Raw genomic sequence first — 26,053 nt, forward strand, 5'->3', positions numbered from 1 at the left:
ACAACAAGTGTGAGGGGCTAAAACTGCAAACGGCCGTTGCCGGCCGTGTGGACTGGGTTTTAGCCGATCACAAACAAGGGTTGACCGAATTCGACCGGTTGGCCGTTTTCGACCAGGATCTGGGTCACGACACCGGCTTTGTCGGAGTCGATTTCATTCAGGAGCTTCATCGCTTCGATGATGCACAGGGTATCACCTTCCTTGACGGTCGAGCCCACTTCAACATAGGCGGCGCTGCCAGGAGCGGACGAGCGGTAGAAGGTACCGACCATCGGCGACTTGACCACATAGCCCGTTGGCTCGGCGGCGACCACGACGGCGGCGGCCGCAGCGGGAGCGGCGGCTGGCGCGGCTGGCTGGTATTGGGCTTGCATGCCTTGCGGCTGCATCATGACCATCTGGTTTTGCGGCATGGCCGACGATTTGACGATGCGAACCTTGCTTTCGCCTTCGGTAACTTCCAGCTCTGCGATATCCGATTCGGCGACCAGGTCGATCAAGGTCTTGAGTTTTCGTAGATCCATGTAAAACCCCTAGGAATGTAGTTTGTTTTTTGAGTGATGCGGTGATGTCCAAGAACCTATCGCCGCGCTAAATGCGTGCAGATCGCGTAGATTAACGTTTTTTAAGCGCAAAGTCGATGGCAAACCGATATCCATCGATACCCAGCCCGCAGATCGTCCCCTGCGCGATCGCGCTGAGAAATGAGTGATGTCGAAACGTCTCGCGTTGATAAATATTCGAGATATGGACTTCCACGAACGGGATGGCGACCCCGGCCAGCGCATCGCGCAAGGCAACGCTGGTATGGGTCAGGCCGCCCGGATTGATGACGATGGCATCGATCCCTTCCGCTCGCGCGGCATGGATGCGGTCGATCAGCGCGCCTTCGTGGTTGCTTTGAAAGCAGACCAGGTCGGCGCCGGCCGCCATGGCTTGCGCCATTGCAGCCTGCTCGATATCGGCCAAGGTGCTGGCGCCGTAGACCTCAGGCTCGCGCGTTCCCAGCAAATTCAGGTTGGGACCGTTGAGCAGAAGGAGGTTTTTTGCCATGTATGGAAGACCGTTTTAGCGAAAGTTCCGCATTTTGCCGCCAAAGATACGCATTGGCAAGAGAAAAAAGCACGCTCCGAATTTACAATTTATCCAGATCGGCGCGCAACTGATCAAATTTCAAGCGGCCCAGATAGGTCTTTTTGACTTCGCCATCGGCGCCGATCAGCACCGTAAAGGGCAAACCGCCCGTGGCATTGCCAAAATGGCGCGACAGGTCGGTACCGCTCATGCCGGACACATACACGGGATAGGCGATCTTGACCTTGCTGGCAAAGGTGGCAATATTGCTGGCCGAATCGATGCCGATGCCGATCACCTGCAGATTTTTCGCTGCATAGTGGCCTTGCACTTCGGACAACTCCGGCATCTCTTCCACGCATGGCGGGCACCACGGCGCCCAGAAATTGACCAGCAAGTTCTTGCCTTTCCATTGCGACAACGCTTGCGTGGCGCCGGCCGCGTCGGGCAGGGACAGCGCATACAGCTCGTTGACGGGGCCCGTCGCGCCAGGCGCGATGGTGCTCGTCAGCGGCCCCGCTTCTTTGGCTTTTTCCTTGCTCAAACCGACGTAAGCGCCCATGCCGCCAAACATCAGCGCCACGATGGCGCAGGCGATCCAATTCTTTTTTGTCATAACTTTATCTATATCAATGTTAGTCGGCAGCCGGCACGCCATCGGCGAGGCTGGCGGCCAGCAGGCTGCGCAGCCCGGCAATGTCGGTGCGCAGCACCTTGCCGTCCGCCTTGGCTTTCAGCGCGCCGCGCATATCGTCGAGCTCATACATGGCCGCGTGCACGCCTTCGTTTTTCCACAAGAAACTGGCTGTCTCGACCGCATCATAACGCGCTCCCTTGAAATGCGGGCTTTCCGACATGTCGAGCACGACATTTTTATTCAGCAGGAAGATGTGGATTTCCTTGGCGCTCTCGGCAAACAGCTGCAAATAGATCTCGTCGTGCGGGCCGGCCGTGCCATTGAGCACGGGACCGCTGAGCAGGGGATGAAATTGTTGCAACGCTTCCATGACCTGCAGCGCGATCGTGCGCAGCTGGAACAGCCGCGCCGGCTGGCTGTCGGCCAGGAACAGGGCATTGTATTGCCGCACCTGCTCCTCGATCATGTCGTTGTCAGGCAGGATATTGGGCCGGTTCGGCGCGTCGCCGAGGACTTGCCGCGCCGCCTTGCGCTTGGCGCTGCCATAGTCGGCCCCATCCTGCGCCACGAGGCGCGCGGCAGCGGCGGCGATTTCCAGGCGCAACTGCGCGCTATCGTCAAATGCATCGTTCGTCATGAGCGAGATGATACTCCGAAGCGGAAAAAGTCATGGCGTCAGGTAAAATCCTGCACTTGCTGTTTTTTATCTCACCGTCTTACTTACTTAAGCGTGCGCCTTTCGCACTGATCACATGCATATTCATATTCTCGGCATTTGCGGTACCTTCATGGGCGGCCTGGCTGTCCTGGCCAAGGAAGCCGGCCATAAAGTTACCGGTTGCGATGCCAACGTGTATCCGCCGATGAGCACCCAGCTGGAATCGCAGGGAATCGAACTGATCCAGGGTTTCGATCCGGAACAGACCAAGCTGAACCCGGACTTGTATGTGATTGGCAATGTGGTCTCGCGCGGCAACCCGCTGGTGGAAGAAATCCTCAACCGCAGCCTGCCGTATGTGTCCGGCCCGCAGTGGATCGGCGAACACATCTTGCGTGACAAATGGGTGCTGGCCGTGGCTGGCACGCACGGCAAGACGACCACGTCGGCCATGCTGGCCTGGATACTCGAAGACGTGGGTTACGCGCCGGGCTTCCTGATCGGCGGCGTGCCGATGAACTTTGGCATTTCCGCCCGCCTCAGCGGCACAATCGACGGCAAGAGCGCCGAATCGGACTTCTTCGTCATCGAAGCGGACGAATACGACACGGCCTTCTTCGACAAGCGCAGCAAGTTCGTGCATTACCACGCGAAGACGGCCATCATGAATAATTTGGAATATGATCACGCTGACATCTTCCCCGATCTGCACGCGATCGAGACGCAATTCCACCACCTGGTGCGCACCGTGCCCGGCATCGGCCGCCTCGTGTTCAACGGCGACGAAGCGTCGCTGCAGCGCGTGCTGGCGCGCGGTTGCTGGAGTGAAAAGGAAAGTTTTGGTCAAGATGCCAATTGGCAACTGCAAGAGCAGGCCGATGGCAGCTTCGACGTGTTCTTCAATGGCAAGCAGGAAGGCCATGTGGCGTGGGCGCTTACTGGCAAGCACAACCGCAGCAATGCGCTGGCGGCCATCGCCGCCGCGCGCCACGTGGGTGTACCCATAGCCCAGGCGTGCGCTTCGCTGGCCACGTTCGAGAGCGTCAAGCGCCGCATGGAAGTGCGCGGCGTCGTCAACGACATCACCGTGTACGATGATTTCGCGCACCACCCGACGGCCATTGCCACCACCGTGGGCGGCCTGCGCCAGAAGATAGGCAACAGCGCCCGCATCCTGGCCGTGCTGGAACCGCGCTCGAACACGATGAAGCTGGGTGCCATGAAAGATGCGCTGCCGGGCAGCCTCAAGGATGCCGACCTCGTCTTCGGTTTCGGCAGCCAGCAAGCGCTGGGCTGGAGCCTGGGCGACGCGCTGGCGCCGCTCGGCAAGATTGCCGGCGCCTACGAAGACATCGATACCCTGGTGGCGGCCGTGGCGGCAAGCGCCCGTCCCGGCGACCAGATCGTGGTCATGAGCAACGGCGGCTTTGGCGGCGTGCACCAGAAATTGCTGGAGGCCCTGGGCCGATGATTCTGTACCTGCATGGATTTCGCTCGTCGCCCCTGTCGATGAAGTCGCGCCTGCTGGCCGCGCAGATGCAAGCGCTGGGCCGCGAAGCACAGTGGCTGTGCCCGCAATTGCCGGCTTCGCCGAAACTGGCCATAGCACTGGCGCTGTCGCTGGTCAAGGATGTGGCGCCGGCCGAGCTGACGATAATCGGCTCCTCGCTGGGCGGCTATTACGCCACCTGGCTGGCCGAGCAGCTCGGTTGCCGCGCGGTATTGCTCAATCCTGCCATCGTGCCCTTGATCGACCTGGAACAGCATGTGGGCGTGACGACGGAATTCCATTCGGACAAGCCGTTCGAGTTCAAGCGCGAGTACATCGACGAGCTGCGCACGTTTGCCGTAGAGAAAATTACTGAGCCGCAACGCTATTTCCTGATTGCCGCCACCGGCGATGAAGTGCTCGACTACCGCGACATGGTGGCGCATTATCAGGGGGCGCGGCAGTTGGTCATCGACGGCAGCGACCATGGCATCAGCGGATTTGCCGACTACCTGGCGCCCGTGCTGGCCTTTTGCGGCATCGATGCGGACGCTGCCCAGTGAGGCCGGGGTCGCTGCGGCAGGCGCAATGGCATGCGCACGTAAATGCCGTCAATGCGCCGAAGGCCTTGCGCCACTGGCTCACGGGCGGCGGTTCGCTGACGGCCAAGCTGAAAGCGCATAGCCAGGCATTTCGCGTGCAATGTTTGCATCAGGAAACGGCACGTTGCTTGAGCGACGAGGCCGCCATCATCGGTTTGCACCGCGCGGGCCGCGTGTGGGAACGTGAAGTGCTGTTGCGTTGTGATGATAAACCGGCCGTGTTTGGCCACACCGTCGTGCCCATGCAGGCGACGGCCACGGACTGGCCTTTGTTTTCCGCGCTGGGCGAGCGTTCGCTGGGCACGACCCTGTTTGGCGACCGCATGGTACGCCGCGGCGAACTGGAATTTGCCCGTCTGCGCGCTGGGCACCCGCTGGTGCAGCGGGCGCAGGCGGCGCTGGCATTCGAAGGGCGGCGCGCCGACGGGCAGGCGCTGTTTTTTGCCCGCCGCTGCCTGTATCAGCGTCACCAGGGCTTGCTGCTGGTAACGGAAGTATTTTTGCCGGCGGTGCTGGAGTTGACGTCCGTCACTCGCACCGTTGCAACCGACACATTAATAAACAAAGCATAACAATGAATCTATTTTTTGAAGAATCCGGCGATTTCAAGGTCGGCACGGTCCTGTCGCAAGCGGGTGAAGCGTACCAGGTCGAAATGGCCAGCGGCAAGCGCACCAAGGTCAAGATCAAGGACGTGCTGCTGCAGTATGAAAAGCCGGCCCCGGCCGAGCTGCTCGAGCAAGCCAAGGCGGTTGCGGCCGAGATCGACCTCGATTTCCTGTGGGAAGTGGCGGGCGAAGACGAGTTCGGCTTTGCCGAGCTGGGCGCCGAGTATTTCGGCCACGCACCGTTGCCGCCGGAAGCGGCCGGCCTGATCCTGGCCCTGCATTCGGCGCCCGTGTATTTCTACAAGAAGGGCCGTGGCCGCTACAAGGCGGCGCCGGAAGCATCGCTGAAGGCGGCTCTGGCCGGTATCGAAAAGAAAAAGCAGCAGGCGCTGGTGCAGGCGGGCTATGTGGAAGAGCTGAAACAGAACCGCTTGCCCGCTTCGATGCAGCCCATGGTGCTGCAACTGCTGTTCAAGCCGGACAAGAACACGATTGAATACAAGGCGCTGGAAGCGGCGTGCACGGAATTGCACACGACGCCGCCGCGGCTGATGCTGGCTGTCGGTGGTATTGCTTCGCCGAAAGACTTGCACCTGTCGAAGTTCCTGTTTGAAAATTTCCCGAAAGGCGCCGGCTTCCCGAGCGTGCCCGTGCCGTCCGTGACGGCCAAGTTGCCGCTGGCCGACGTGGCCGCCTTCTCGATCGACGACGTGACCACGACCGAGATCGACGATGCCTTCTCCGTGCAGCCGCTGCCCGATGGCACCGTGAAAGTGGGTATCCACATCGCCGCGCCTGGCCTGGGCATCCGTCCGGAAGACGTGATCGACAAGATGGCGCGCCAGCGCATGTCGACCGTCTACATGCCGGGCGACAAGATCACCATGCTGCCGGACGAAATCGTCAACGCCTTCACCCTGGCGGAAGGCGCGACGTGCCCGGCCCTGTCGCTGTATGCGACCCTGGATCCGAAAGCGGACTGGGCCGTGGTCAGCACGCAGACGCGCGCCGAACTGGTGCCGATCGCCAGCAATTTGCGCCATAACCAGCTCGACGACCTGGTCAACGAGGAAACCCTGGCCAGCGGCGAGGGCGAGTATCCGCACAAGGCCGATTTTGCCGTGCTGTGGCAATGGGCGCAGCAGCTGGAACAGGGCCGCATGAAGAAGCGCGAAGCGTTTGGCCTGAAGCCGGAACAGAATAACCGCGTCGATTTCAACTTCTATGTGGAAAATGACATCGTCACCGTGGCGCGCCGCAAGCGTGGCGCGCCGCTCGACAAGATCGTCGCCGAGCTGATGATTTTTGCCAACAGCACGTGGGGCAAGATGCTGCACGACCATGGCGTGCCCGGCATCTATCGCAGCCAGGGCGGCGGCAGCGGCAATAGCTGGGCGGCAAAGATGCAGGTGCGCATGGTTACCCATGCGGCGCCGCATCAGGGCCTGGGCGTCGATCAATACGCGTGGAGCACTTCGCCACTGCGCCGCTACACCGATCTGGTGAACCAGTGGCAAATCATCGCCTGCGCCGAGCATGGCGTGACGGCGCCGCTGGTGGCCCCGTTCAAGCCGCGCGATGCGAATCTGTTCGCCATCGTTTCGGCGTTTGACGCCGCGTATGCCGCGTATGGCGATTTCCAGTCGAACATGGAACGCTACTGGTGCTTGCGCTGGCTGCACCAGGAAAACGCGCGCCAGGTCGATGCCGTCGTCCTGAAAGACGAAATCCTGCGCCTGGTCGACATTCCGCTGGTCATCAAGCTGCCGGGCATGCCGTCGGTGGCGCGTGGGGCCCAGGTGAAACTGGACTTGCTGCGCTGGGATGAGGTCGACCTGAGCATCGAAGCGCGCCTGCTGGAAATCGCCGCCGTTCCCGATGCGACGGCCGATGCCGAGCTCGACTACGAAGAAGAGGCGGGCGACGACGTGGCCGATGAAGGCGCCGTGGCAGCGGAAGCCTCGCCGGAAGCGGCGAACCAGGTCAGCGACGCCGATGCGGAAGTGGCGGAACTGGCCAGTGAAGACGTGGTCAGCGAGCCCGAGGTCAAATAAGGCGCCAATCAGGCTGCAAAGGCGGTGCTGAAAATTGTTGCCGGCACTGTCCTTTGACGTAGAATTCAGCCATCTTGTATGGTGTGTTTGTTGCGAACTGGGTTGCGCGTGAAGTCTTTCCGAGAGAATCGTTTCCTGATGATAGCCGTGGCGGTATCGCTGCTGGCCCACGGCGCCTTGCTGGCGATGCATTTTGTCGCCCCGGCCCCGCAGCGGGCCGTCGCCACCGATCCCGGCCTGGAAGTGATCCTGGTCAACGCCAAGCATGCGGACAAGCCGCTGAAGGCCGACGCCCTGGCGCAAGCTAACCTCGACGGTGGCGGACAAGCCGACAAGGGCCGCGCCAAGTCGCCCTTGCCCGACATGCGCAAGGTGGAAGAGGGCGACAGCGTCAAGGCCAGCGCCCGGCGCATCGCCGAACTCGAGCAGAAGCAGCAGGAACTGCTGACGCAGGCGGCCAGGCCAACGCCTTACAGCGCCGCGCCCGTCACGGAAAAGGACAAGCCCAATCCCCTGGCCACCGGCTCGGACTTGATGGAAAGCAGCAAGGCCATCGCCCGCATGGCGGCCGAGATCAGCCAGACCGTGGAAGACCAGAACAAGCGTCCGCGCAAGACGTTCATTACGCCCAGCACGCAAGAGGTCGGCTATGCCATGTATTACAAGACCTTGCAAAAGCGCATCGAGGAAATCGGCACCCTGAATTTTCCGCAAAAGAATGGCCGCAAGATGTATGGCGAACTGGTCGTCTACATCCCCATCTTCCAGGACGGCACGATTTACCAGAAAGAGGGGGGCGCCCGCGTGGAGAAAAGCTCGGGCAATCCGGCACTCGATGCGGCGGCCCTGGCCATCGTGCGCCGCGCGGCGCCGTTTGGTCGTTTCCCACCGAACATGTTGTCGAGTGACAAGGATGACCTGTGGGTGGTGATTACCCGCTTCAAATTTACGCGTGAAGAAAAAATGGAAGCTAACCTGACTGGCGGCAGCAATTGAACAAGCAAGCAATGAATCCCGATCAATATTGTGTCTTCGGCAATCCCATCGCCCACAGCAAGTCCCCCCTGATCCACGCCGCGTTTGCCCTGCAGACTGGCGAGCCCATCGTCTATGATCGCCGGCTGGCGCCGCTCGACGGCTTTGCCCTGGCGGCCCGCACGTTTGCCGCCGAGGGCGGCAAGGGCGCGAACGTGACGGTACCCTTCAAGCTGGACGCGTGCGCGCTGGCCACGGAGCTGACGCCGCGCGCGCAAGCGGCCGGCGCCGTCAACACCCTGCGTTTCGATGGCGACACGATTCTTGGCGACAATACCGATGGCGCGGGCCTGGTGGCCGACATCGTGCGCAACGCTGGCGTGAAGGTCTCCGGCAAGCGTGTCCTGCTGCTGGGTGCGGGCGGTGCGGCGCGCGGCGTCGTGCTGCCCTTGCTGGAACAGGGACCGCAGGAAATCTTCATTGCCAACCGCACCGTGGCCACGGCCGAGGCGCTGGTGGCGCAGTTTACCGATGCGCTGGCCCACCCCGGCCAGCTGCGCGCCGGCGGCTTCACGCAGCCCGAAGGCGTTTTCGATATCGTCATCAATGCCACCTCGGCCAGCCTGGCGGGCGACTTGCCGCCCGTGCCGCCCGGTATCTTCGGCAGCCATACCCTGGCGCTGGACATGATGTATGGCGCCCAGCCCACCGTCTTCATGGACTTTGCCGCACAGCATGGCGCGCAGGTGCGCGATGGCCTGGGCATGCTGGTGGAGCAGGCGGCCGAAGCGTTTTACGTGTGGCGCGGCGTGCGGCCGCCGACGCAGGACTTGCTGGCGCAGCTGCGCAGTGCCCTGTGAGCGCCGGCAAGAAGGGCGCCCGCAAAAGCGCTAACCGCTACGGCTGGATCAAGTGGCTGTTCATCGTGCCCGTGCTGGCCTTTATCGTTGTGCAACTGTATTTCTTCCTGCAAATCTGGTGGTGGGTCGACCATAATCCGTCCAGCACGGCCTTCATGCGCGAACAGTTGTCTGTCTTGCAGGACAAGAATCCCAAGGCCACGATCAAGCATACGTGGGTGCCGTACAACCGCATCTCGAACAATTTGAAACGGGCCATCATCGCTTCGGAAGACGCGAATTTCTCCGAGCATGAAGGGGTGGACTGGGAAGCCTTGCAAAAGGCATATGAAAAAAACAGCAAGAAGCAGAAGGTCGTGGCGGGCGGCTCCACCATCACACAGCAGCTGGCGAAGAATCTGTTCCTGTCCGGTTCGCGCAGCTATGTGCGCAAGGGCCAGGAACTGATCATCACGTACATGCTGGAAAACCTGATGGAAAAGGAGCGCATTTTCGAGATTTATCTGAACGTGGTGGAGTTTGGCACGGGCACCTTTGGCGCCGAAGCGGCCGCGCGCCACTATTACCGGGTCAGCGCGGCGGGCCTGAGCGCGGGACAGGCGGCGAAACTGGCCGTGATGCTGCCGAATCCCCGCTTTTACGACCGTCACCGCGATACGGGCTACCTGAACCGGCGCACGGGCGTGATCCTGCGCCGCATGGGGGCGGCCGAATTGCCTTGATGGCAGCGGGCTTTCTTTTCATAAAGTTAAAGCTGCCTGATTGGCACTATTGCGGCGCAGCATCTTAATCGTCTCCCCTTGGTGCAACGCCGCACTTTTTCCGTGAAAAAGCGGTGCCGGGGGTGGTCGTGAAAAGGCCTTTGCGGGTACACTTGCGCTGTTTTCATTTTTGGCGCCAGCGCCAGCACATCACGATAACCCCACATCCGGCTGAGAGCGCGCATGATCAATGTCTTTGTATTACAGAATGGCCGGCTCAACCAGGTGCCGATCGACAGCCGCGCAGACCTCGAAAATGCCGAACCGGTGTGGGTCGACCTGACCGACCCTACCGATGATGAACGGGCCTGGGTCAAGGCCATCTACAACGTCACCCTGCCGGGCGAAGACGAAGTCAAGGATATCGAAGCGTCGGCCCGCTATTACGAAGCGGAAAACGGCGACTTGCACCTGCGCACGGATTTCCTGCGCGAAGAGGACGACGGCCCGTCGCGCGTCATCACCGTGGCTTTCATCCTTGCCCGCAAGATTTTGTTTTCCATGCATACGGACGACTTGCCCGTGTTTCGCCTGGTGCGCATGCGCGCCCGTTCGCGGCCAGGCTCGATTGCCGACTACATGGACGTGCTGCTCGACCTGTACGCCACCGATGCCGAATATTCGGCCGACGTGCTCGAAGGCATCTACCAGAACCTGGAAGAAGTCAGCACGCGCGTGCTGCAAAAGGAATTTACCGATGCGCACGCGGCCGAAGCGCTGAACGCGATTGCCCATGAGGAAGATCTGAACGGCCGTATCCGCCGCAACATGATGGATACGCGCCGCGCCGTGAGCTTTCTGATGCGCGGCCGCTTGCTCAATTCCGAGCAGTTCGAGGAAGCGCGGCAGATTTTGCGCGACATCGAATCGCTGGACGGCCACACCTCTTTCCTGTTCGACAAGATCAACTTCCTGATGGATGCCACCGTCGGTTTCATCAACATCAACCAGAACAAGATCATCAAGATCTTCTCGGTGGCCAGCGTAGCCTTCCTGCCGCCGACCCTGATCGCCAGCGTGTACGGCATGAACTTCAAGCTGATGCCGGAACTGGAATGGTCGTTCGGCTATCCCTGGGCCTGGGGCTTGATGATTACCAGCGCCATCGCGCCTTTCCTGTACTTCCGCCACCGCGGCTGGCTGAAATAAGCCGTATCGCAGCATCGCCGGGGCGCTTCCGCGCCCCGGTTTCAGCACGAGCGCAGCAATTTCAAAAATCGGCGATAATCACTGGTATTGTGTGGTATTGAATTGGTATTGCGTATTTGCTGATTCATGCCTGCCGCCTGCTGTGCAGAAAAGTATCGTCATTGAGGCGTTTTCTGCGTGGTAGCGTCCGTCTGTTCCACCTATGATCGTTACGATGCCGGCCTTGGCCGGCTGGCCGCCGCATTTCCCGTTACCGTTGTCTTCTGGAGAGTCCATGCCTGATACCGCTACCACCCCACCGCGCTTTACCCATCTGATCAGCGACTGCGATGGCGTGCTGATCGACAGCGAAGCCGTGGCCCTGCAAGCGCTGCTGGAATTGCTGGGGCCGCGCCTGCCGAACCTGCCCGAGGGCGTCACCCTGCAAGGCTTGATCGAGCCGCGCCTGGGCCAGCGCCTGGTGCCGCTGATGCAGGATATCTACAAGGAACTGGGTTTGCCGCAATTGCCGGCCGACGAGATCATGGCCATCGGCAATGCCGTCGATGCGGCTTGCGATGCGCAATTGCGCGCCGTGCCCGGCGTGGCGCAGGCGCTGGCCGCCATTCCGCTGCCCAAGGCCGTCGCTTCGAACAGCGTCAGCGCGCGCGTGCTGTCGGCGCTCGAGCGCACTGGCATGGCGCCGCTGTTCGACAAGCGCGTGTTCACGCCGGACCTGGTCGGCCACGCCAAGCCGCATCCGGGCGTCTACCTGGCGGCGGCAGCCGCCTTTGGCGTGCCGCCAAGCCAGTGCCTGGTGCTGGAAGACAGCGTCACGGGCGTGACGGCCGCTGTGGCGGCGGGCATGACGGTATTGGGATTCATCGGCGGCGGGCATATCGCGCCCGGCCAGGAAGCGCGCCTGAAGGCGGCCGGCGCGCATGTCGTGTTCAATGACATGGCCAAACTGCCGGCGCTGGTGGGCGCGGTGATGGACACCGCGACCGTGTAAAACGCTTATGCCAGTTTGGCAAATACCTTGCGCGCGGCGGCGATGGTGGCGTCGATGACGGCATCATCGTGCTGCGCCGAGACGAAGCCCGCTTCGAAGGCGGCGGGCGCGAAGTACACGCCTTCGTCCAGCATGGCGTGGAAGAAGGCGTTGAACCTGCTGCGGTCGCCGGCCATCATTTCCGCATAGCTGGTTGGTGGCGTTGCGCTGAAATAAATGCCGATCATGCCGCCGATGTAGTCGGCGCAGAAGACCACGCCGGCCTCTTTGGCGGCGGCGGTCAGGCCTTCGGCCAGGCGCTTGGCCGTGGCGCCCAGCTGCTCGTAGAAGCCCGGCTGCTGGATCAGTTTCAAGGTGGCCATGCCGGCAGCCACGGCGACCGGGTTGCCCGACAAGGTACCGGCCTGGTAGACGGCGCCCAGCGGCGCCATGTTGTGCATCAGCGCCGCGCTGCCGCCGAAGGCCGCCACCGGCATGCCGCCGCCGATCACCTTGCCCAGCGCCGTGAGGTCGGGCTTGATGCCGTACAGCGCCTGCGCGCCGCCCAGGGCCACGCGCAAGCCGCACATGACTTCATCGAAAATGAGCAGGGCGCCGTGCTGCGTGCACAGTTCGCGCATCGCCTGCAGGAATTCCGGCGTGGCTTTCACCAGGTTCATGTTGCCGGCCACCGGTTCGACGATGACGCAGGCGATTTCCGCGCCGAAGCTGTCGAAGGCGTCTTTCAGCTGCTCGACGTTGTTATAGTCGAGCACCAGGGTGTGCTTGACGAAGTCTTCCGGCACGCCGGCCGACGTCGGGTTGCCGAAGGTGAGCAGGCCGCTGCCCGCTTTCACCAGCAGCGAATCGGCGTGGCCGTGGTAGCAGCCCTCGAACTTGACGATCTTGTCGCGTCCCGTGGCGCCGCGCGCCAGGCGCAGGGCGCTCATGGTCGCTTCCGTGCCCGACGAGACCAGGCGTACCTGCTCGATCGACGGCACCAGGCGCGTGATTTCCTCGGCCATCAGCACTTCGCCTTCCGTCGGCGCGCCGAACGACAGGCCCAGCGCGGCCGCATCCTGCACCGCTTTCACCACTTCCGGATGGGCGTGGCCGACGATGGCAGGGCCCCAGGAGCCGATGTAGTCGATATAGCGCTTGCCGTCCGCGTCCCAGAAATACGGGCCTTCGGCGCGCGTGATGAAGCGCGGCGTGCCGCCCACGGAGCGGAAGGCGCGCACGGGCGAATTGACGCCGCCTGGCGTGGTTTTTTGTGCGCGGGCAAACAGGATGTCGTTCTGTGAAGTCGTCGTCATGATAATCGTGCCTTGAAAGTGGATCGTTGTCTGTGTCGTCTGGTCTTATTGTGCGCCGCGCTGGCGTTGCTGCCGGAACAGCCGGTTCGGCACCAGCTTGCCCATGCCGTGGCGCTGCGCGTGGGCCAGCGCGCCGGCCGTGAATTCCTGCGCCGCCACGACCACCTGCGGCACATCGTCTTCGTTTTCCGCCAGGGCCAGCAGGGCGGTGGCCGCTGCCGACAGGGTGCTGCCGGCGCCGTTGAAGATGCCGGGCAGGTGCTGCCATTCGTCGTGGCGCACCACGCCGTCCTCGCCGAACAGGGTATTGGCTCGCAGCTTGCCTTCGGCCGTGCCGGACTTGCTGGCGTCGGCCGGCATGCCGGTGACGAGCACGTATTCGCAGCCCAGGGCCACCAGGTAGTCGACGTCGTTTTGCAGGGTGTCGTCCGGATCGGCGTCGCGCCAGGTCTCGGCCAGGCGTTCCAGTTCCACCGGCGAGAGCACCAGCAGGGTCGTTTGCGGAATCAGGAGCTGGCGCACGGCCGTGAGGATGTCTTCGTCGTCCATGCCCTGTTCCGGCAGCGCCGAAATGAAGGGATCGAGGATCAGCGGCACGTCCGGATAGTCGGAGACGATTTCGGCGATGGCCGTGACGTTTTCCACGCTGCCCAGCGCGCCGATCTTGATGGCGGCCACGGACATGTCTTCCAGCAGCACGCGCGCCTGGTCGGAAACCCAGTCCGGGTCGACCGCCTGCACGTCTTCCACGCGGGCCGTATCGCTGATCAACAGGCCCGTGGTGACGGACAGGCCATGGCAGCCGAAGGCTGAAAAGGTGGCCAGGTCGGCCTGGATACCGATCGCGCCGACCGGATCGGACACGCCGAAGCTTAATATGAGGGGAGAAGTTTGGTTTTGCACGGCGGGTAGATTAAGATACCTAATTCAGCATTTTACTTGATTGAAGGGTGGCAGAACGTGAGTAGCAACGAAACAACGCAGCAATTCCAAACGTGGATGTGTCTTATTTGCGGCTGGGTTTATGATGAAGCGGCCGGCTTGCCCGACGAAGACATCGCTCCCGGCACGCGTTGGGCCGATGTTCCGATGAACTGGACCTGCCCTGAATGCGGCGCGCGCAAGGACGATTTCGAGATGGTGGCGCTGTAATCAATCAGGCCCACGGGATGCCGCTGCCGCACGCAGGTATCGCGGCTGCCTGTGCTATGGTATGAAAAATTGTCGAATAATCACATGACGCGATCCTTCTTGCCCGAGGCGCCGTCCGATGCCGTGTGCGCGAGCGTCACGATACTCGTCATCGACGACAGCGCGACGATACGCAGCGCGGCCGCGAAGATCCTGGGCGAGGCCGGTTATCGCGTGGTGGCGGCGGAAAACGGTTTCGAGGCCCTGGCCAAGATCGCCGATTGCCAGCCGGCGCTGATCGTGTGCGATATTGTGATGCCGCGCCTGGACGGCTACCGCACCTGTGCGCTGATCAAGGCCAGCGCCGCGTATCACGCCACGCCGGTGCTGATGCTGTCGTCGAAGGAAGGTTTGTTCGACCGCGCGCGCGGCGCCATGGCAGGCGCCAGCGCCTGCCTGGTCAAGCCGCTGGCGCGCGAGGCGCTGCTGGAGGCCGTGCGGCTGCACCTGGCCGGGCATTTTGAGTAGTGATTTATTGATTACAACGCAGCAAGGAAGCAGATGGCCATACACACAATTCTGATCGTCGATGACTCGCCGACAGAACGCTACTACCTGAGCGAGATGCTGGTGCGTGCCGGTTATGCCGTCCTCACGGCGCAGGACGGCGCCGACGCGCTGGCGCAGCTGAAGCAGGCCAGGCCAGACCTGATCCTGATGGACGTGGTGATGCCCGGTGCGAATGGCTTCCAGATCACGCGCGCCATCGCCCGCGATCCCGAACTGCAAGACGTGCCGGTGATTATCTGCTCGAGCAAGAGCCAGGAAACGGACCGCATCTGGGGCTTGCGCCAGGGCGCGCGCGATTACCTGGTCAAGCCGGTGGTTGAAGCCGAGCTGCTGGCCAAGATCGCCGCGATTTCCTGAGCATGCACACGATGCCAGGTCACGGCGTGCCTACAGCGGCCTTTCCGCCCGCCGCTGCCGCCATGCCATCTTTCGAGACGGGCGCGCGGCAGGGGCGCTTGCGCCAGTATCAGCTGCAATTGATCGAACGGATACAGGCCGCGCGCAGCGGCGCGCTGGCGGCGCGCAAGGAACTGGGCGTGATGCTCGGTGGCCGGCCTTGCCTGCTCGACCTGACGCAGCTCGGTGAAATCGTCATTGCCGCCGGTGTGCAGATCCAGGGCGTGCCGCTGGCGCAGGACTGGTACCTGGGCCTGGCGGCCATGCGCGGACGCCTGACGGGGGTCGTCGACCTGGCCCGTTACATGGGCGAACCGGCTTGCGTGCGCGGCAATCACTGCCGCATCATCACGTTTTCTCCCCGCCTGGGCCTCAACTGCGCATTGCTGGTCGAGCGTGTGCTGGGCTTGCGCCAGCTGCGCACGATGCAATCCGTGCCCTTGCCGGATACGCAGCCGTCCTGGGCCGCGCAGGCGCTGCGCGACAGCGAAGGGCAGCAGTGGCTGCGCCTGGACCTGGCGCAGCTGGCGCAATCGGAACGCTTTCTCGATGCCGGCTTTGGCGGCCTTGCCGTACACAAGGATATGTGCTGATGGGCGCCAATTCCCCCATCCTGGCGGCCAGCATGCCCGAAGCGGAGCACGCGCCCGGCGAGCCGGCATCGGCGGCCGACCTGCCGCTGCGCCTGCGCGATGCGCTGGGGCGGCGCAAGTCGCTGGCCAGCGCGCCGGTCAGCGACTTGAAGCTGCCGCTGATCGGCCACCTGCCGCTGCAAAAACAATTGAGCATCCTGTCGACGGTGATGGCCCTGAGCCTGGCCGCCAGCCTGCTGTTCGTGGGGCTGAACACGCGCAGCGGCAATATCGCCTCGGCGCAGACGCAGCTGGCCAGCGATGCGCTGATGCATTCGCAGCGCATCGGCAAGGCCGCGCCGAACGCCGTGCAGGGCAATCCGGAAGCGTTCCGCCAGCTCGAGGAAAGCCGCAATGAACTGAACCAGGATTTCCGCCTGATGCTGCGCGGCGGCACGTATCACGGGCGCGATATCGGCGAGTCGCGTGCCGCCCTGCTGGCGGCGGTGGCCGACGCGCGTAAAAAATGGGCCAGCAGCGACCGCGCGGCCAGCACCATCCTGCGCCTGAAACCGGAGCTGGGTGAATTCGACAAGACCTTGCAGCAGTTGAACGCGCTGTCGCCGGCGCTGCTGGCGCAGACCGAGGAAATCGCGGCCCTGAAGGTGCAGCGCGGCGGCAATGCGCGCGACCTGGCCGTCATCGGCCGCTTGATGATGCTGAGCCAGCGCATGAGCCGCAGCGCCAGCGAGTTCCTCTCGTCGGGCAGCATCAGCTCGGAAACGGCGTTTTCGCTGGGGCGCGACACGACGTATTTCCGCACCGCCGTCGAAGGCCTGCTCAATGGCAGCGTGTCGCTGCAGCTGGCGCCCACGCGCGACGCCGAACTGCGCGACCGGATGGTGGCGCTGAAAGCCAGTTTCGACACGTACCAGAAGCTGGTGTCGTCGATACTCGACCGCCTGGACAAATTCAGTTCGGCGAAAAGCGCAGAGCAGCTGATCTTCAACGAGAACGAAGACCTGCGCCAGCGTTTGACCCTGCTGCAGCAGATGTACCACGTGAACCAGGAAACCCTGGGCATCGCTTTCTGGATGATGGTCGGCGGCGTGCTGCTGACCCTGATCGCGGCGGCCGGCATCGGCAGGGTGCTGCTGCAGGACTCCGTCAACCGCACGCGCGACGCCGAGCGGCGGCGCCAGGAAGCGGAAATCCGGCGCCTGCAGTCGCAGGAAAAAGAGGAAGTGGCGAAGGCCAGGAATGAGCAGAACCAGGCGGCCATCCTGCGCCTGATGAACGAATTGCAGAAGGTGGCCGACGGCGACCTGACGGTGCAGGCCACCGTGTCGGAAGACATCACGGGCGCCATCGCCGATTCCGTCAACTACACGGTGGAGGAATTGCGCGGCCTGGTGGGGAGGGTGACGGCGACGGCCGAACAGGTCAACCGCGCTTCGACGCAGGCGCAAAGCATCTCGAGCAAGCTGCTGATCGCGTCGCAACAGCAGTCGCGCGAAATCCAGGGCGTCAGCGCCACCGTCGTCAAGATGGCCAATGCGATTACCGACGTGTCGAAGTCGGCCAGCGTCTCGGCCGACGTGGCGCGCCAGTCGGTGGCGGCGGCGCAGCAGGGTTCGACGGCGGTGGAAAACGCCATCAAGGGCATGCATGAAATCCGCGAGCAGATCCAGGATACGTCCAAGCGCATCAAGCGCCTGGGCGAATCGTCGCAGGAAATCGGCGAGATCACCGAGCTCATTTCCGACATCACCGAGCAGACCAACGTGCTGGCGCTGAACGCCGCCATCCAGGCCGCATCGGCCGGCGAGGCGGGGCGCGGCTTCTCGGTCGTGGCAGAGGAAGTGCAGCGCCTGGCCGAACGCTCGGCCGCCGCCGCCAAGCAGATCGGCGCGCTGGTGCGCACCATCCAGGCCGATACCCAGGATGCGACGCGGGCGATGGAAACGTCCACGCAGGGCGTGGTCGAGGGCGCGCGCCTGTCCGATGCGGCCGGCGCGGCCTTGAACGACATCAGCCAGGTGTCGAAACACCTGGCGGAACTGATCCAGGGTATCTCGTTCGCCACCGGTACGCAGGCCGGTTCGGCCAGCGGGGTGGCCTTGAATATCCAGCATATCCTGAGCGTGACGGAGCAGACCCAGGACGGCACGCAGCAAACGGCGCAGTCGATCCACAAGTTGTCGATGCTGGCACAGGAACTGAAAAATTCGGTGTCGCGCTTCCGCGTCGCCGCCTGAACGCCGCGCCAGTCCAGGGCGAATTCTTTACCGAGGCATGCATGAGCACACCAGATAGTCCACAGCAGTCCAAGCCGTTCGACAGCGAGCCTTTGTCGTGGGTGATGGTGGAAATCCGCGAGGCGCTGGGCCGCTCGAAAACAGCCCTGTTCGAAGCGGGTGGCCGCGAGCGCGAGGAACGCGCCACGGCCCTGCAGCATGCACGCTCGCATCTGCACCAGGCGCATGGCGCGCTGGTGATGGTGGACGTGGCCGGCGTCAGCCTGCTGACGGATGCCGCGGAACAGGCACTGGCGCGCTTTCGCGACGGCAGCCTCGAATACACGCTGGACCATGCGCAAGTCGTCGCCGAACTGTATCAAGCCTTGAGCGAATACCTGGAAGACCTGGTGGCCGGCACGCCGCCGCAGCCGGCGCGTTTGTTCCCTTATTACCGCGACCTGCAAACCATGCTGGGCGCCGAGCGCATCCACCCGGCCGACCTGTTTTTCCCGCCAGCGTCGACGCTGGAAGGGCACGCCATCGCGCTGGCGGAAGCACCGCCGGTGGCCGATTACCCGGCCTGGCGCGGGCGCTTTGAAAAGTCTTTGCTGCCCTTCCTGAAGGCGCAGGATGACGCGGCGCGGCGCCAGCATGCTGGCGACCTGCACGCCACCTTGACCCTGGTGGCCGACGCGCAGCAGGACGCGCCGGCGCGCACCTTCTGGTTCGCCATGCAGGCGTTTGCCGGGCTGGCGGCCAGCGGCGAAGGCATGGGCACGCTCAACGTCAAGCAGTTGTTTGGCCTGATCAACCTGCAGTTGCGCCGCCTGGCGCAGGGGACGGCCAGCCTGCCCGAGGCGATGCTGCGCGACGCCCTGTTCTTCATCGCCGCCGCACGCGAGCCGACGCCGGAGGCACGCCAGCTGCGCGCCGCTTTCGCCCTGGAAGGCATGCTGCCCGCCGACGTGGAAGCGCGGCGCTACGGTCAGGTCGACCAGGATGCCTTGCAAGGCGCCCGCACGGCCCTGGCGCAGGCGCGCGCCAGCTGGAGCCGCCTGGCGCAAGCCGACCTCGATCCTGCCCTGGGCACGGATTTCGACGAGGCGCTGCAACAGGTGGCCGCACATGTGGATACGCTGAAGCAGCCGGCCCTGGCCAGCCTGCTGCGCGAATGCGCGGCCGTGGCGCGGCAAGCCGTGGCCAGCGGGCGCAGTGGGGCCCTGGAAAATGAGATCGGCATGGCGCTGCTGTTTGCCGACACGGGCCTGGAGCAGCTGCGCCGCCTGCCCGACGATTTCGCCGGCAACGCGGAAACCATCGCCGCGCGCCTGCAAGCGCTGCTGGCTGGCGAAGCGCCGCCGCCCGTCACGGCAGGCGAGCTGTCGCGCCAGATCGAACAGGGCCAGACGGTGGCCGCGCTGGCCGAGGAAATGAAGACGGGCTTGCGTCAGGTGGAAAAGGTGCTCAACGCGTATTACGCGGATGCGGCGGGTACGGGGACGCTCGATGGCGTCGCGCCCGTGCTGGAGCAGTTGCAGCAGCAGCTGGCCGGGCTGGGACAGGAAGATGCGCGCGCCGCCATGCTGCAGGTCGATGCGGCCGTGCGGCAGCTGGCCCGGGACGACGCCAAGGCGGGGGCCAATGCGGAGGCGCACGCCGAGGCGCTCGACGAGATCGCGCAAAATGTCAGCGCGCTGGGCTTTTTTGCCGATATGCTGGGCCGCAACGCGCAGGCGGCCGGCGGGCGTTTCCATTTCGATGCGGCCGCCGGCACCTTCCGCGCGCTGCCATTTGAAAAAGTCGCCGCCGCCGGCCCCGTGCCCTTGCTCGACCAGGCACTGGCGCCCGCCGCGCCTGCCGGCATCGATGCCGCGCCGGCGGTGACCGATGTCGACGCGGAGATGCTCGACATCTTCATCGCCGAAGCGCGCGAAGTGCTGGCCTTCATCGACACCACCCTGGCCCTGCCGCGCGAGCAGGCCGCCAGCGGCGACCACCTGGCCATGCTGCGCCGCTCGTTCCATACCCTGAAAGGCAGCAGCCGCATGATCGGCCTGGCGCAGTTTGCCGAAGCGGCCGGCGCCATCGAACGCGTCATGAATACCTGGCTGGCCGAATCGCGCCCCGTCAGCGACGACTTGTTTACCTTGCTCAATTACGGCTGGTACCAGCTCAGCGAATGGGTGGCCGAACTGGAAGGCGGCGCGGGGCGCGAGCGCGAGGCCGGCATGCTGCTGATGGCGGCCGAGCGCGTGCGCGAAGGCGGACCGTTCGAACTGCGCAAGCCGCGCCCGGCCGCGCCGGTGGCCAGCAATGGCAATGTGATCGGACTGCCCTTGGCCACGGCGCCGACGCTGCACGAAGCGCCGGACGATCACCTCAAGCACGTGGGCGAATTGCGCATCAGCCTTCCCTTGTACAACATCTACCTGGCCGAGACGGATGAATTGCTGCGCGTGCTCACGCGCGACTTCGGCGAATGGCGTCATGAACAGCGCGCCGTCAGCGCGGAGGCGCTGCAAGCCGTGCACACCCTGGCGGGGACGTCGGGCACGGTGGGCTTTCAGTCCCTGCGCGACCTGGCGCACGCGCTGGAAACGGTGATTGAAACGGTGGTGCCGCCGCTGGCCGGCCTGCGCGCCGAACAGCACGACGTGCTGGAACAGGCCACGCAGCGCATCGGGCAAATGCTGCAGGCATTCGCGCTGGGTGACCTGGCGCCAACGCAGCCCGACATGATCGAAGCGCTCAACACCCTGTGGCGTGCCTTGACGGCGCCGCCCGGCGAGAGCAAGGAAGACCGGCTCGACGCCCTGTTCGCGGAAGCTTACGCCAGCATCGTCGGCGCGCCAGCGCAGCCCGCCGAGCCGGTCGCTGAGGTCCCGCTGCCGCAGCTCGAGACCTTGTTCGAGGCGACGTATGCGAGCATCGTCGCCGACGCACTGCAGCCGGAGGCTGCCGACGTGCCGGCACCGGTGCCGGCGCAGGACACTGGCGCCAGCGACGACCTGTTCGACGCCGGTTTCGAGCACGCGCCGCCATTGGAGCATGCGGCGCCGGAAGCGCCTGCGCCTGCCATCATGCCGGCCGATGCGGCCGCGCTGCTGGCGGCCAGCGCCGGCATCAGCGATGAACTCGACCTCGATCTCTTGTCCGTTTTCCTGGAAGAGGGCGCCGACTTGCTGCCGCAGATCGGCGAGGCGCTGCGCAGCTGGCAGCAGCAGCCGCACGACAGCGGCCAGGCGCAGATGCTGCTGCGCACCCTGCATACGGTCAAGGGCAGCGCGCGCATGGCCGGCGCCATGCGCCTGGGACAGCATGCGCATGAAATCGAGACACACATCGAAAACATGCTGCACGCGGGTACCGCCACGCCGCAAGCCTTCGAGGAATTGCTGGCCCATTACGACCATGCGCTGCACCTGTTCGAGCAGCTGCAGCAGCCCTTGCTGCCCTTGCCTGGCATGGAAGACACGCCGCCCGCCGAACCGAAGGCGGCGCTGGTGCGCGTGCGCGCCGATATTCTCGACCGCCTGGTGAACCAGGCCGGCGAAGTGTCGATCACGCGCTCCAAAATGGAAAATGAAGTGGGCGTGCTCGGTGCTTCGCTGTCCGAGTTTTCCGATAACCTGGCGCGCTTGCGGCGCCAGCTGCGCGAAGTGGAAATGCAGGCCGAATCGCAGATCGCCTCGCGCATGGCCGTCGGCAGCGAGCGCGAATTCGACCCGCTCGAATTCGACCGCTTTACGCGCCTGCAGGAACTCACGCGCATGATGGCCGAAAGCGTCAACGACGTGGCTTCGTTCCATGAAAACCTCAGTCACAGCGTCGATGCGGTGACGGACGACCTGGTGCTGCAGGCACGCCTGACGCGCGAGCTGCAGCGCGACCTGATGCAGATACGGATGGTGCCGTTTGCCAGCATCGCCGAACGGCTGTTCCGCGTGGCACGGCAAAGCGCCAAGGAAGTCGACAAGCGCGTCAACCTCGACATCCGCGGCGGTGGCGTGGAAATCGACCGCAGCGTGCTCGAACGCATGGCCGCGCCCTTCGAGCATTTGCTGCGCAACGCCATCGTGCATGGCGTCGAGCCGCGCGACGCGCGCCTGGCCGCAGGCAAGAGCGAGACGGGCGAGCTGCTGGTGCAGGTCAGCCAGCAGGGCAATGAAGTGGCGATCGCCTTTTCCGACGATGGCGCGGGCCTGGACCTGGAACGCATCCGCGCCAAGGCGCACGGCGCCGGCCTGGTGGCGACGGACGCGCCATTGACCGACGCGCAGGCGGCCGAACTGATTTTCACGCCCGGTTTTTCCACCGCCGACAGCCTGACGGAACTGGCCGGTCGCGGTTTTGGCATGGACATCGTGCGCTCCGAAGCGCTGGCCCTGGGCGGGCGCGTGGAAACGCTGACGCAGGCGGGCCTGGGCATGCGCTTCACCATCCACTTGCCGCTGACCCTGGCCGTCACGCAAGTGGTGCTGCTGGCGGCGAACGGCAAGACGTATGCCTTGCCATCGGTGCTGGTGGAGCAGGTGCTGCACCTGAAAGGAGAACAGCTGGAGCAGGTGCGGGAGGCCGGGCGCATCGAGTCGCACGGACAGTCGCTGGCGCTGCACCACCTGTCGTCCATGCTGGGCGAGACGCCGGCGGCGCAGGCCACGCAGCGTTATGCGCCCGTGCTGTTGCTGAGGAATGGCAATGACAGGCTGGCTTTGCAGGTCGATGACGTGGTGGGCAACCGCGAAGTCGTGGTCAAGCACGTGGGCCCGCAACTGGCGCGCATGCCGGGTATCGCCGGCGCCACGGTGCTGGGCACGGGCGATATCGTGCTGATCCTGAACCCGGTGGCGCTGGCGCAGCACTTGGAACACCATCCGGAACTGCTGTCGCAGTATGCGCTGGCCAGCAGCGAGCAGCATGCCGCTTCCAGCGCGCTGGCCACGCCAGCCGTGCGCGTGATGGTGGTCGACGATTCGCTGACGGTGCGCCGCGTGATGCAGCGCCTGTTCGAGCGTGAAGGCTACCAGGTGCTGCTGGCCAAGGATGGCCTCGATGCGCTGGAACAGCTGCATGCGCTGGAACCGGCCGCCATGCCGGCCCTGCTGCTGGTCGACGTGGAAATGCCGCGCATGGACGGTTTCGATTTGACGCGCAATGTGCGCAGCGACGACAAGACGCGCGCCATCCCCGTCATCATGATCACCTCGCGCAGCGCCGACAAGCACCGCGCGCACGCGTTCGAGCTGGGCGTGAGTGCGTATTTCGGCAAGCCGTTCCAGGAGGCGGAGTTGCTGGCGGAGGTGGGGCGGTTGTTGAGCGACGGCGTGGCGTAACCGGCGCCAATGCCAACAATGTTGTCGGATTACGCGGGGCCTTGCCCCGCTAATCCGACCTACGCCTGTTGACTGACGGCGTAACCCGACATCACCGTAATGCCAATCAATTACCTGATTACGCCACCACCTTCACCACGGCATAGCGCTCCAGGGTCTCCTTGCGCGCCTCGTCGTGCTGCACCAGCGGTTCCGGATAATCGCGTCCCAGCATGATGTTTTTTTGCTCGAGCAGCATGCGCGGCACGAGCCAGGGCGCGTGGATTTCCTTGTCGCCCAGCGCCTTCAGCTGTGGCAGGTAGCGGCGGATGAAGCGTCCGCTGGCATCGAATTTTTCCGACTGCGTGACGGGATTGAAGATGCGGAAGTAGGGCTGCGCGTCGCAGCCCGACGACGAAGCCCATTGCCAGCCGCCGTTGTTCGAGGCCAGGTCGAAGTCGTTCAGGTGCCGCGCGAAATACGCTTCGCCACGGCGCCAGTCGATGCCCAGATCCTTGATCAGAAAGCAGGCCGTGACCATGCGCAGGCGGTTGTGCATATAGCCCGTCTGGTTCAGCTGCGCCATGGCCGCGTCCACCAGCGGATAGCCGGTGCGCCCCTCGCACCAGGCGGCAAACGCGGCATCGGCATCAGGCCCCGTTTCCCAGGCGATGGCGTCGTAGGCCGGTTTGAAGGCGCCGCCTTCCACATGCGGGTTCTGGTACAAAATCATGGCGTAGAAATCACGCCAGATCAGTTCTGCCAGCCACACGGGCGCGCCATCGCCGCCACCGCCCCGGTCCATCAGGTCGACGATGGTGCGTACCAGGTAGCGTAGCGAGACGGTGCCGAAGCGCAGATGCATGGATAAATACGACGGTCCCTTCAGGGCGGGGAAATCGCGCGCCACGTCATAGCGGTCCACGCGCGGCAGAAAATCCTCGAACAGTTGGCTGGCGCCCGACATGCCGGTGGGGATGGCCAGTTCGGCCAGGTTGCTGGCCTCGAAACCGAGATCGCCCAGGGTGGGCAGGGGCGCCGGCGTGCCGGCGCGCGGCGGCGCCAGGCTGGCCGCATGCGGCTCGATATCGAATGGCGCCAGGCAGGCGGGTTCGGCACGCATTTTCTTCAGCCAGGCATTCTTGTATGGCGTGTAGACGGTGTAGGGCTTGGCCGAGAGCGTCAGCACTTCGTCCTTTTCAAAAATCACCTGGTCCTTGAAGCTGAACCACAGGCGCGCGTCGCGCGTGAGCGCGGCCGCTACCGTGGCGTCGCGGGCAATCGCTTGCGGCTCGTAGTCGTGGTTGGCAAAGACGGCGTCGGCGTTCAATTCGGCGGCCAGGCGCGGGATGGCCTCGGTCGCGTCCGCGTGCAGCACGATCAGGTCGCCGCCGAGCTGGCGCAGTTCGGCCGCCAGCTCGGCCACGCTGGCATGGATGAAGTCGACCCGCCGGTCGCGGCGCGGCAGCGCAGCCAGGATGGCGGTGTCGTACACGAAGACGCAATGCACGGCCTGGCTCTGGCGCAGGGCGTGATGCAGTGCAGCATGGTCAAATGCGCGCAGATCGCGCCGGAACCACACCAGGGAAGTCTTAATTGTCATTATTTCGCGTGTTCAGGGTCAAAGATAGGCTATTTTTTGCCGCCAACAGGGCTTTATGGCCGCTCGCGTCGTGCCTTTGGCGTCGCTGCGGCGGTAATTCAGTGTAAACTAGCGGGTATGTTCGCGGTACTTTATGTGCGACAGCGATTTTGCAATCAATTTTACAATTGGCATTGAAATGCGCCGGCAGGCATGGCGAATTGATCATTAATTTATAAGATAACAAGAATAACGCCTGGCACCACGGTGCGCGCCGCCCAAGATTCGCGGCAGCTTGCGCCAGGCGTACGATAGCGGGGTAAGCGAGACTTGCCAGCAAGCCCACAGAGAGAGCATCGCGTATGAAAAAGAGTAAAATCGACCAGACTCTACCAGGACATCGTCTGATGCAGGGTGTGGGAGAACCGGCCGCGACCGGTTCCTCCACCCTGAATCTGGCCAACCATTTCCTCATTGCGATGCCGGCCATGCAAGATCCGATCTTCGGCGGCACGGTCGTGTACGTGTGTGAACACAATGAAAACGGCGTGCTCGGCGTCGTCATCAACAAGCCCACCGACATGACCATGGAAGTGCTGTTCGACCGCATCGACCTGAAACTGGCGGCCGGCAGCGACACGCCCATCATCAACGAACCGATCATGTTCGGCGGCCCCGTGCAGGACGACCGCGGCTTCGTGCTGCATACGCCGGGCGCGCGCTATTCCTCGTCGCTGACGGTGACCGATGAAGTGGCGTTTACCACCTCGATCGACGTGCTCGAAGCCGTCGCCAAGGGCGATGGTCCCGAGCGCATGCTCGTCTCGATCGGCTACTCGGGCTGGAGCCCGGGCCAGCTGGAAGACGAGATCGGCCGCAACGGCTGGCTGACGGTCGGCGCCTCGGCCGACATCCTGTTCGATTTCCCCATCGAGCAGCGCTACGTGGCGGCCATCAAATTGCTCGGTATCGACCCTCTCATGCTGGCAAGCGAGGCTGGCCACGCATGAGGTGGATGCCATAAACCTACTGCGCAGCCCACTTTCGGGCATCCGTTGCTCGCTGTACCTTCGTACAGCTCCGCTACTCAACCCGAC

23 protein-coding genes are annotated in these 26,053 nt (G+C 63.8%); 16 read left to right on the forward strand and 7 right to left on the reverse strand.

Annotated features, from left to right (window positions below; translation table 11 throughout):
- Positions 1 to 59: 59 nt before the first annotated feature.
- The 4 genes from accB to ACQ4WO_RS01280 form a co-directional block, all read right to left on the reverse strand.
- Positions 60 to 524, reverse strand: a complete 465-nt coding sequence (accB, locus tag ACQ4WO_RS01265) for an acetyl-CoA carboxylase biotin carboxyl carrier protein (protein ID WP_046684231.1) — start codon at positions 522 to 524, stop codon at positions 60 to 62.
- A 91-nt stretch (positions 525 to 615) separates the two neighbouring features.
- Positions 616 to 1,053, reverse strand: a complete 438-nt coding sequence (gene aroQ, locus ACQ4WO_RS01270) for a type II 3-dehydroquinate dehydratase (RefSeq protein ID WP_034746628.1) — start codon at positions 1,051 to 1,053, stop codon at positions 616 to 618.
- Positions 1,054 to 1,135: 82 nt separating this feature from the next.
- Positions 1,136 to 1,690 (reverse strand): TlpA family protein disulfide reductase, encoded by a 555-nt coding sequence (locus tag ACQ4WO_RS01275; protein WP_230518879.1) that lies wholly within the window; start codon positions 1,688 to 1,690, stop codon positions 1,136 to 1,138.
- Positions 1,691 to 1,709: 19 nt separating this feature from the next.
- Positions 1,710 to 2,348 (reverse strand): hypothetical protein, encoded by a 639-nt coding sequence (locus tag ACQ4WO_RS01280; protein WP_128141924.1) that lies wholly within the window; start codon positions 2,346 to 2,348, stop codon positions 1,710 to 1,712.
- A gap of 115 nt (positions 2,349 to 2,463) precedes the next feature.
- Between ACQ4WO_RS01280 and mpl the strand changes: the two genes are divergently transcribed.
- From mpl to ACQ4WO_RS01325, 9 genes are all read left to right on the forward strand, one after another.
- Positions 2,464 to 3,840 carry a UDP-N-acetylmuramate:L-alanyl-gamma-D-glutamyl-meso-diaminopimelate ligase gene (gene mpl, locus ACQ4WO_RS01285; protein WP_436479905.1) on the forward strand — a complete coding sequence of 459 codons (1,377 nt, stop codon included), beginning with the start codon at positions 2,464 to 2,466 and terminating at the stop codon, positions 3,838 to 3,840.
- Positions 3,837 to 4,421 carry a YqiA/YcfP family alpha/beta fold hydrolase gene (locus ACQ4WO_RS01290; RefSeq protein WP_436479906.1) on the forward strand — a complete coding sequence of 195 codons (585 nt, stop codon included), beginning with the start codon at positions 3,837 to 3,839 and terminating at the stop codon, positions 4,419 to 4,421. The genes mpl and ACQ4WO_RS01290 overlap by 4 nt, the downstream gene beginning before the upstream one ends.
- Positions 4,418 to 5,032 (forward strand): chorismate--pyruvate lyase family protein, encoded by a 615-nt coding sequence (locus ACQ4WO_RS01295; protein WP_436479907.1) that lies wholly within the window; start codon positions 4,418 to 4,420, stop codon positions 5,030 to 5,032. Before ACQ4WO_RS01290 ends, ACQ4WO_RS01295 begins: the two co-directional genes overlap by 4 nt.
- Before the next feature lie 2 nt (positions 5,033 to 5,034).
- Positions 5,035 to 7,122 carry an RNB domain-containing ribonuclease gene (locus tag ACQ4WO_RS01300; protein ID WP_436479908.1) on the forward strand — a complete coding sequence of 696 codons (2,088 nt, stop codon included), beginning with the start codon at positions 5,035 to 5,037 and terminating at the stop codon, positions 7,120 to 7,122.
- Positions 7,123 to 7,260: 138 nt separating this feature from the next.
- Complete coding sequence (locus ACQ4WO_RS01305) at positions 7,261 to 8,118, forward strand: energy transducer TonB family protein (protein WP_128143239.1); 858 nt, start codon at positions 7,261 to 7,263, stop codon at positions 8,116 to 8,118.
- Between the two features lie 11 nt (positions 8,119 to 8,129).
- On the forward strand, positions 8,130 to 8,957 hold the full coding sequence (aroE, locus tag ACQ4WO_RS01310) for a shikimate dehydrogenase (protein ID WP_436479909.1): 828 nt from the start codon (positions 8,130 to 8,132) through the stop codon (positions 8,955 to 8,957).
- The gene (gene mtgA, locus ACQ4WO_RS01315) at positions 8,954 to 9,679 is read left to right on the forward strand and encodes a monofunctional biosynthetic peptidoglycan transglycosylase (protein ID WP_436479910.1); all 726 of its coding nucleotides are present in this window, start codon (positions 8,954 to 8,956) and stop codon (positions 9,677 to 9,679) included. Before aroE ends, mtgA begins: the two co-directional genes overlap by 4 nt.
- Positions 9,680 to 9,901: 222 nt before the next feature.
- Positions 9,902 to 10,867: a magnesium/cobalt transporter CorA gene (gene corA, locus ACQ4WO_RS01320; protein WP_034746658.1), complete on the forward strand. Its 966-nt coding sequence runs from the start codon at positions 9,902 to 9,904 to the stop codon at positions 10,865 to 10,867.
- Between the two features lie 274 nt (positions 10,868 to 11,141).
- Complete coding sequence (locus ACQ4WO_RS01325) at positions 11,142 to 11,858, forward strand: HAD family hydrolase (RefSeq protein WP_436479911.1); 717 nt, start codon at positions 11,142 to 11,144, stop codon at positions 11,856 to 11,858.
- A 5-nt stretch (positions 11,859 to 11,863) separates the two neighbouring features.
- Here ACQ4WO_RS01325 and hemL read toward each other — a convergent pair whose 3' ends face one another.
- On the reverse strand, positions 11,864 to 13,153 hold the full coding sequence (gene hemL / locus ACQ4WO_RS01330; RefSeq protein WP_436479912.1) for a glutamate-1-semialdehyde 2,1-aminomutase: 1,290 nt from the start codon (positions 13,151 to 13,153) through the stop codon (positions 11,864 to 11,866).
- Positions 13,154 to 13,198: 45 nt separating this feature from the next.
- Complete coding sequence (gene thiD, locus ACQ4WO_RS01335; RefSeq protein WP_034746671.1) at positions 13,199 to 14,056, reverse strand: bifunctional hydroxymethylpyrimidine kinase/phosphomethylpyrimidine kinase; 858 nt, start codon at positions 14,054 to 14,056, stop codon at positions 13,199 to 13,201.
- Between the two features lie 96 nt (positions 14,057 to 14,152).
- Here thiD and ACQ4WO_RS01340 point away from each other — a divergent pair, with 96 nt between their 5' ends.
- The 6 genes from ACQ4WO_RS01340 to ACQ4WO_RS01365 all read left to right on the forward strand — a co-directional run bounded on the left by ACQ4WO_RS01340 (position 14,153) and on the right by ACQ4WO_RS01365 (position 23,395).
- A complete protein-coding gene (locus tag ACQ4WO_RS01340) occupies positions 14,153 to 14,305 on the forward strand; it encodes a rubredoxin (protein ID WP_010401308.1) in 153 nt (50 codons plus the stop codon).
- An 84-nt stretch (positions 14,306 to 14,389) separates the two neighbouring features.
- Positions 14,390 to 14,812, forward strand: coding sequence for a response regulator (locus ACQ4WO_RS01345; RefSeq protein WP_436479913.1), 423 nt, complete (start codon positions 14,390 to 14,392; stop codon positions 14,810 to 14,812).
- Between the two features lie 33 nt (positions 14,813 to 14,845).
- Positions 14,846 to 15,211, forward strand: coding sequence for a response regulator (locus tag ACQ4WO_RS01350; protein WP_034780235.1), 366 nt, complete (start codon positions 14,846 to 14,848; stop codon positions 15,209 to 15,211).
- Positions 15,212 to 15,213: 2 nt separating this feature from the next.
- Positions 15,214 to 15,843: a chemotaxis protein CheW gene (locus ACQ4WO_RS01355; RefSeq protein WP_436479914.1), complete on the forward strand. Its 630-nt coding sequence runs from the start codon at positions 15,214 to 15,216 to the stop codon at positions 15,841 to 15,843.
- A complete protein-coding gene (locus ACQ4WO_RS01360) occupies positions 15,843 to 18,080 on the forward strand; it encodes a methyl-accepting chemotaxis protein (protein ID WP_436479915.1) in 2,238 nt (745 codons plus the stop codon). Before ACQ4WO_RS01355 ends, ACQ4WO_RS01360 begins: the two co-directional genes overlap by 1 nt.
- A 41-nt stretch (positions 18,081 to 18,121) precedes the next feature.
- Positions 18,122 to 23,395: an Hpt domain-containing protein gene (locus tag ACQ4WO_RS01365; RefSeq protein WP_436479916.1), complete on the forward strand. Its 5,274-nt coding sequence runs from the start codon at positions 18,122 to 18,124 to the stop codon at positions 23,393 to 23,395.
- A 118-nt stretch (positions 23,396 to 23,513) separates the two neighbouring features.
- Here ACQ4WO_RS01365 and ACQ4WO_RS01370 read toward each other — a convergent pair whose 3' ends face one another.
- A complete protein-coding gene (locus ACQ4WO_RS01370) occupies positions 23,514 to 24,977 on the reverse strand; it encodes a cryptochrome/photolyase family protein (RefSeq protein ID WP_436479917.1) in 1,464 nt (487 codons plus the stop codon).
- A gap of 386 nt (positions 24,978 to 25,363) precedes the next feature.
- Here ACQ4WO_RS01370 and ACQ4WO_RS01375 point away from each other — a divergent pair, with 386 nt between their 5' ends.
- Positions 25,364 to 25,966 (forward strand): YqgE/AlgH family protein, encoded by a 603-nt coding sequence (locus ACQ4WO_RS01375; RefSeq protein ID WP_034746689.1) that lies wholly within the window; start codon positions 25,364 to 25,366, stop codon positions 25,964 to 25,966.
- Positions 25,967 to 26,053 lie beyond the last annotated feature (87 nt).

The organism is Janthinobacterium aestuarii (assembly GCF_051380835.1).
In the GTDB taxonomy this organism is placed as follows: domain Bacteria; phylum Pseudomonadota; class Gammaproteobacteria; order Burkholderiales; family Burkholderiaceae_D; genus Janthinobacterium; species Janthinobacterium aestuarii.

What these genes read in the sequence shown, in the direction of transcription:
- accB (WP_046684231.1), bottom strand. Translation starts at nt 524, where the DNA reads ATGGATCTACGAAAACTCAAGACCTTGATCGACCTGGTCGCCGAATCG.
- aroQ (WP_034746628.1), bottom strand. Translation starts at nt 1,053, where the DNA reads ATGGCAAAAAACCTCCTTCTGCTCAACGGTCCCAACCTGAATTTGCTG.
- ACQ4WO_RS01275 (WP_230518879.1), bottom strand. Translation starts at nt 1,690, where the DNA reads ATGACAAAAAAGAATTGGATCGCCTGCGCCATCGTGGCGCTGATGTTT.
- ACQ4WO_RS01280 (WP_128141924.1), bottom strand. Translation starts at nt 2,348, where the DNA reads ATGACGAACGATGCATTTGACGATAGCGCGCAGTTGCGCCTGGAAATC.
- mpl (WP_436479905.1), top strand. Translation starts at nt 2,464, where the DNA reads ATGCATATTCATATTCTCGGCATTTGCGGTACCTTCATGGGCGGCCTG.
- ACQ4WO_RS01290 (WP_436479906.1), top strand. Translation starts at nt 3,837, where the DNA reads ATGATTCTGTACCTGCATGGATTTCGCTCGTCGCCCCTGTCGATGAAG.
- ACQ4WO_RS01300 (WP_436479908.1), top strand. Translation starts at nt 5,035, where the DNA reads ATGAATCTATTTTTTGAAGAATCCGGCGATTTCAAGGTCGGCACGGTC.
- ACQ4WO_RS01305 (WP_128143239.1), top strand. Translation starts at nt 7,261, where the DNA reads ATGATAGCCGTGGCGGTATCGCTGCTGGCCCACGGCGCCTTGCTGGCG.
- aroE (WP_436479909.1), top strand. Translation starts at nt 8,130, where the DNA reads ATGAATCCCGATCAATATTGTGTCTTCGGCAATCCCATCGCCCACAGC.
- corA (WP_034746658.1), top strand. Translation starts at nt 9,902, where the DNA reads ATGATCAATGTCTTTGTATTACAGAATGGCCGGCTCAACCAGGTGCCG.
- ACQ4WO_RS01325 (WP_436479911.1), top strand. Translation starts at nt 11,142, where the DNA reads ATGCCTGATACCGCTACCACCCCACCGCGCTTTACCCATCTGATCAGC.
- hemL (WP_436479912.1), bottom strand. Translation starts at nt 13,153, where the DNA reads ATGACGACGACTTCACAGAACGACATCCTGTTTGCCCGCGCACAAAAA.
- ACQ4WO_RS01340 (WP_010401308.1), top strand. Translation starts at nt 14,153, where the DNA reads ATGTGTCTTATTTGCGGCTGGGTTTATGATGAAGCGGCCGGCTTGCCC.
- ACQ4WO_RS01345 (WP_436479913.1), top strand. Translation starts at nt 14,390, where the DNA reads ATGACGCGATCCTTCTTGCCCGAGGCGCCGTCCGATGCCGTGTGCGCG.
- ACQ4WO_RS01350 (WP_034780235.1), top strand. Translation starts at nt 14,846, where the DNA reads ATGGCCATACACACAATTCTGATCGTCGATGACTCGCCGACAGAACGC.
- ACQ4WO_RS01355 (WP_436479914.1), top strand. Translation starts at nt 15,214, where the DNA reads ATGCACACGATGCCAGGTCACGGCGTGCCTACAGCGGCCTTTCCGCCC.
- ACQ4WO_RS01360 (WP_436479915.1), top strand. Translation starts at nt 15,843, where the DNA reads ATGGGCGCCAATTCCCCCATCCTGGCGGCCAGCATGCCCGAAGCGGAG.
- ACQ4WO_RS01365 (WP_436479916.1), top strand. Translation starts at nt 18,122, where the DNA reads ATGAGCACACCAGATAGTCCACAGCAGTCCAAGCCGTTCGACAGCGAG.
- ACQ4WO_RS01370 (WP_436479917.1), bottom strand. Translation starts at nt 24,977, where the DNA reads ATGACAATTAAGACTTCCCTGGTGTGGTTCCGGCGCGATCTGCGCGCA.
- ACQ4WO_RS01375 (WP_034746689.1), top strand. Translation starts at nt 25,364, where the DNA reads ATGCAGGGTGTGGGAGAACCGGCCGCGACCGGTTCCTCCACCCTGAAT.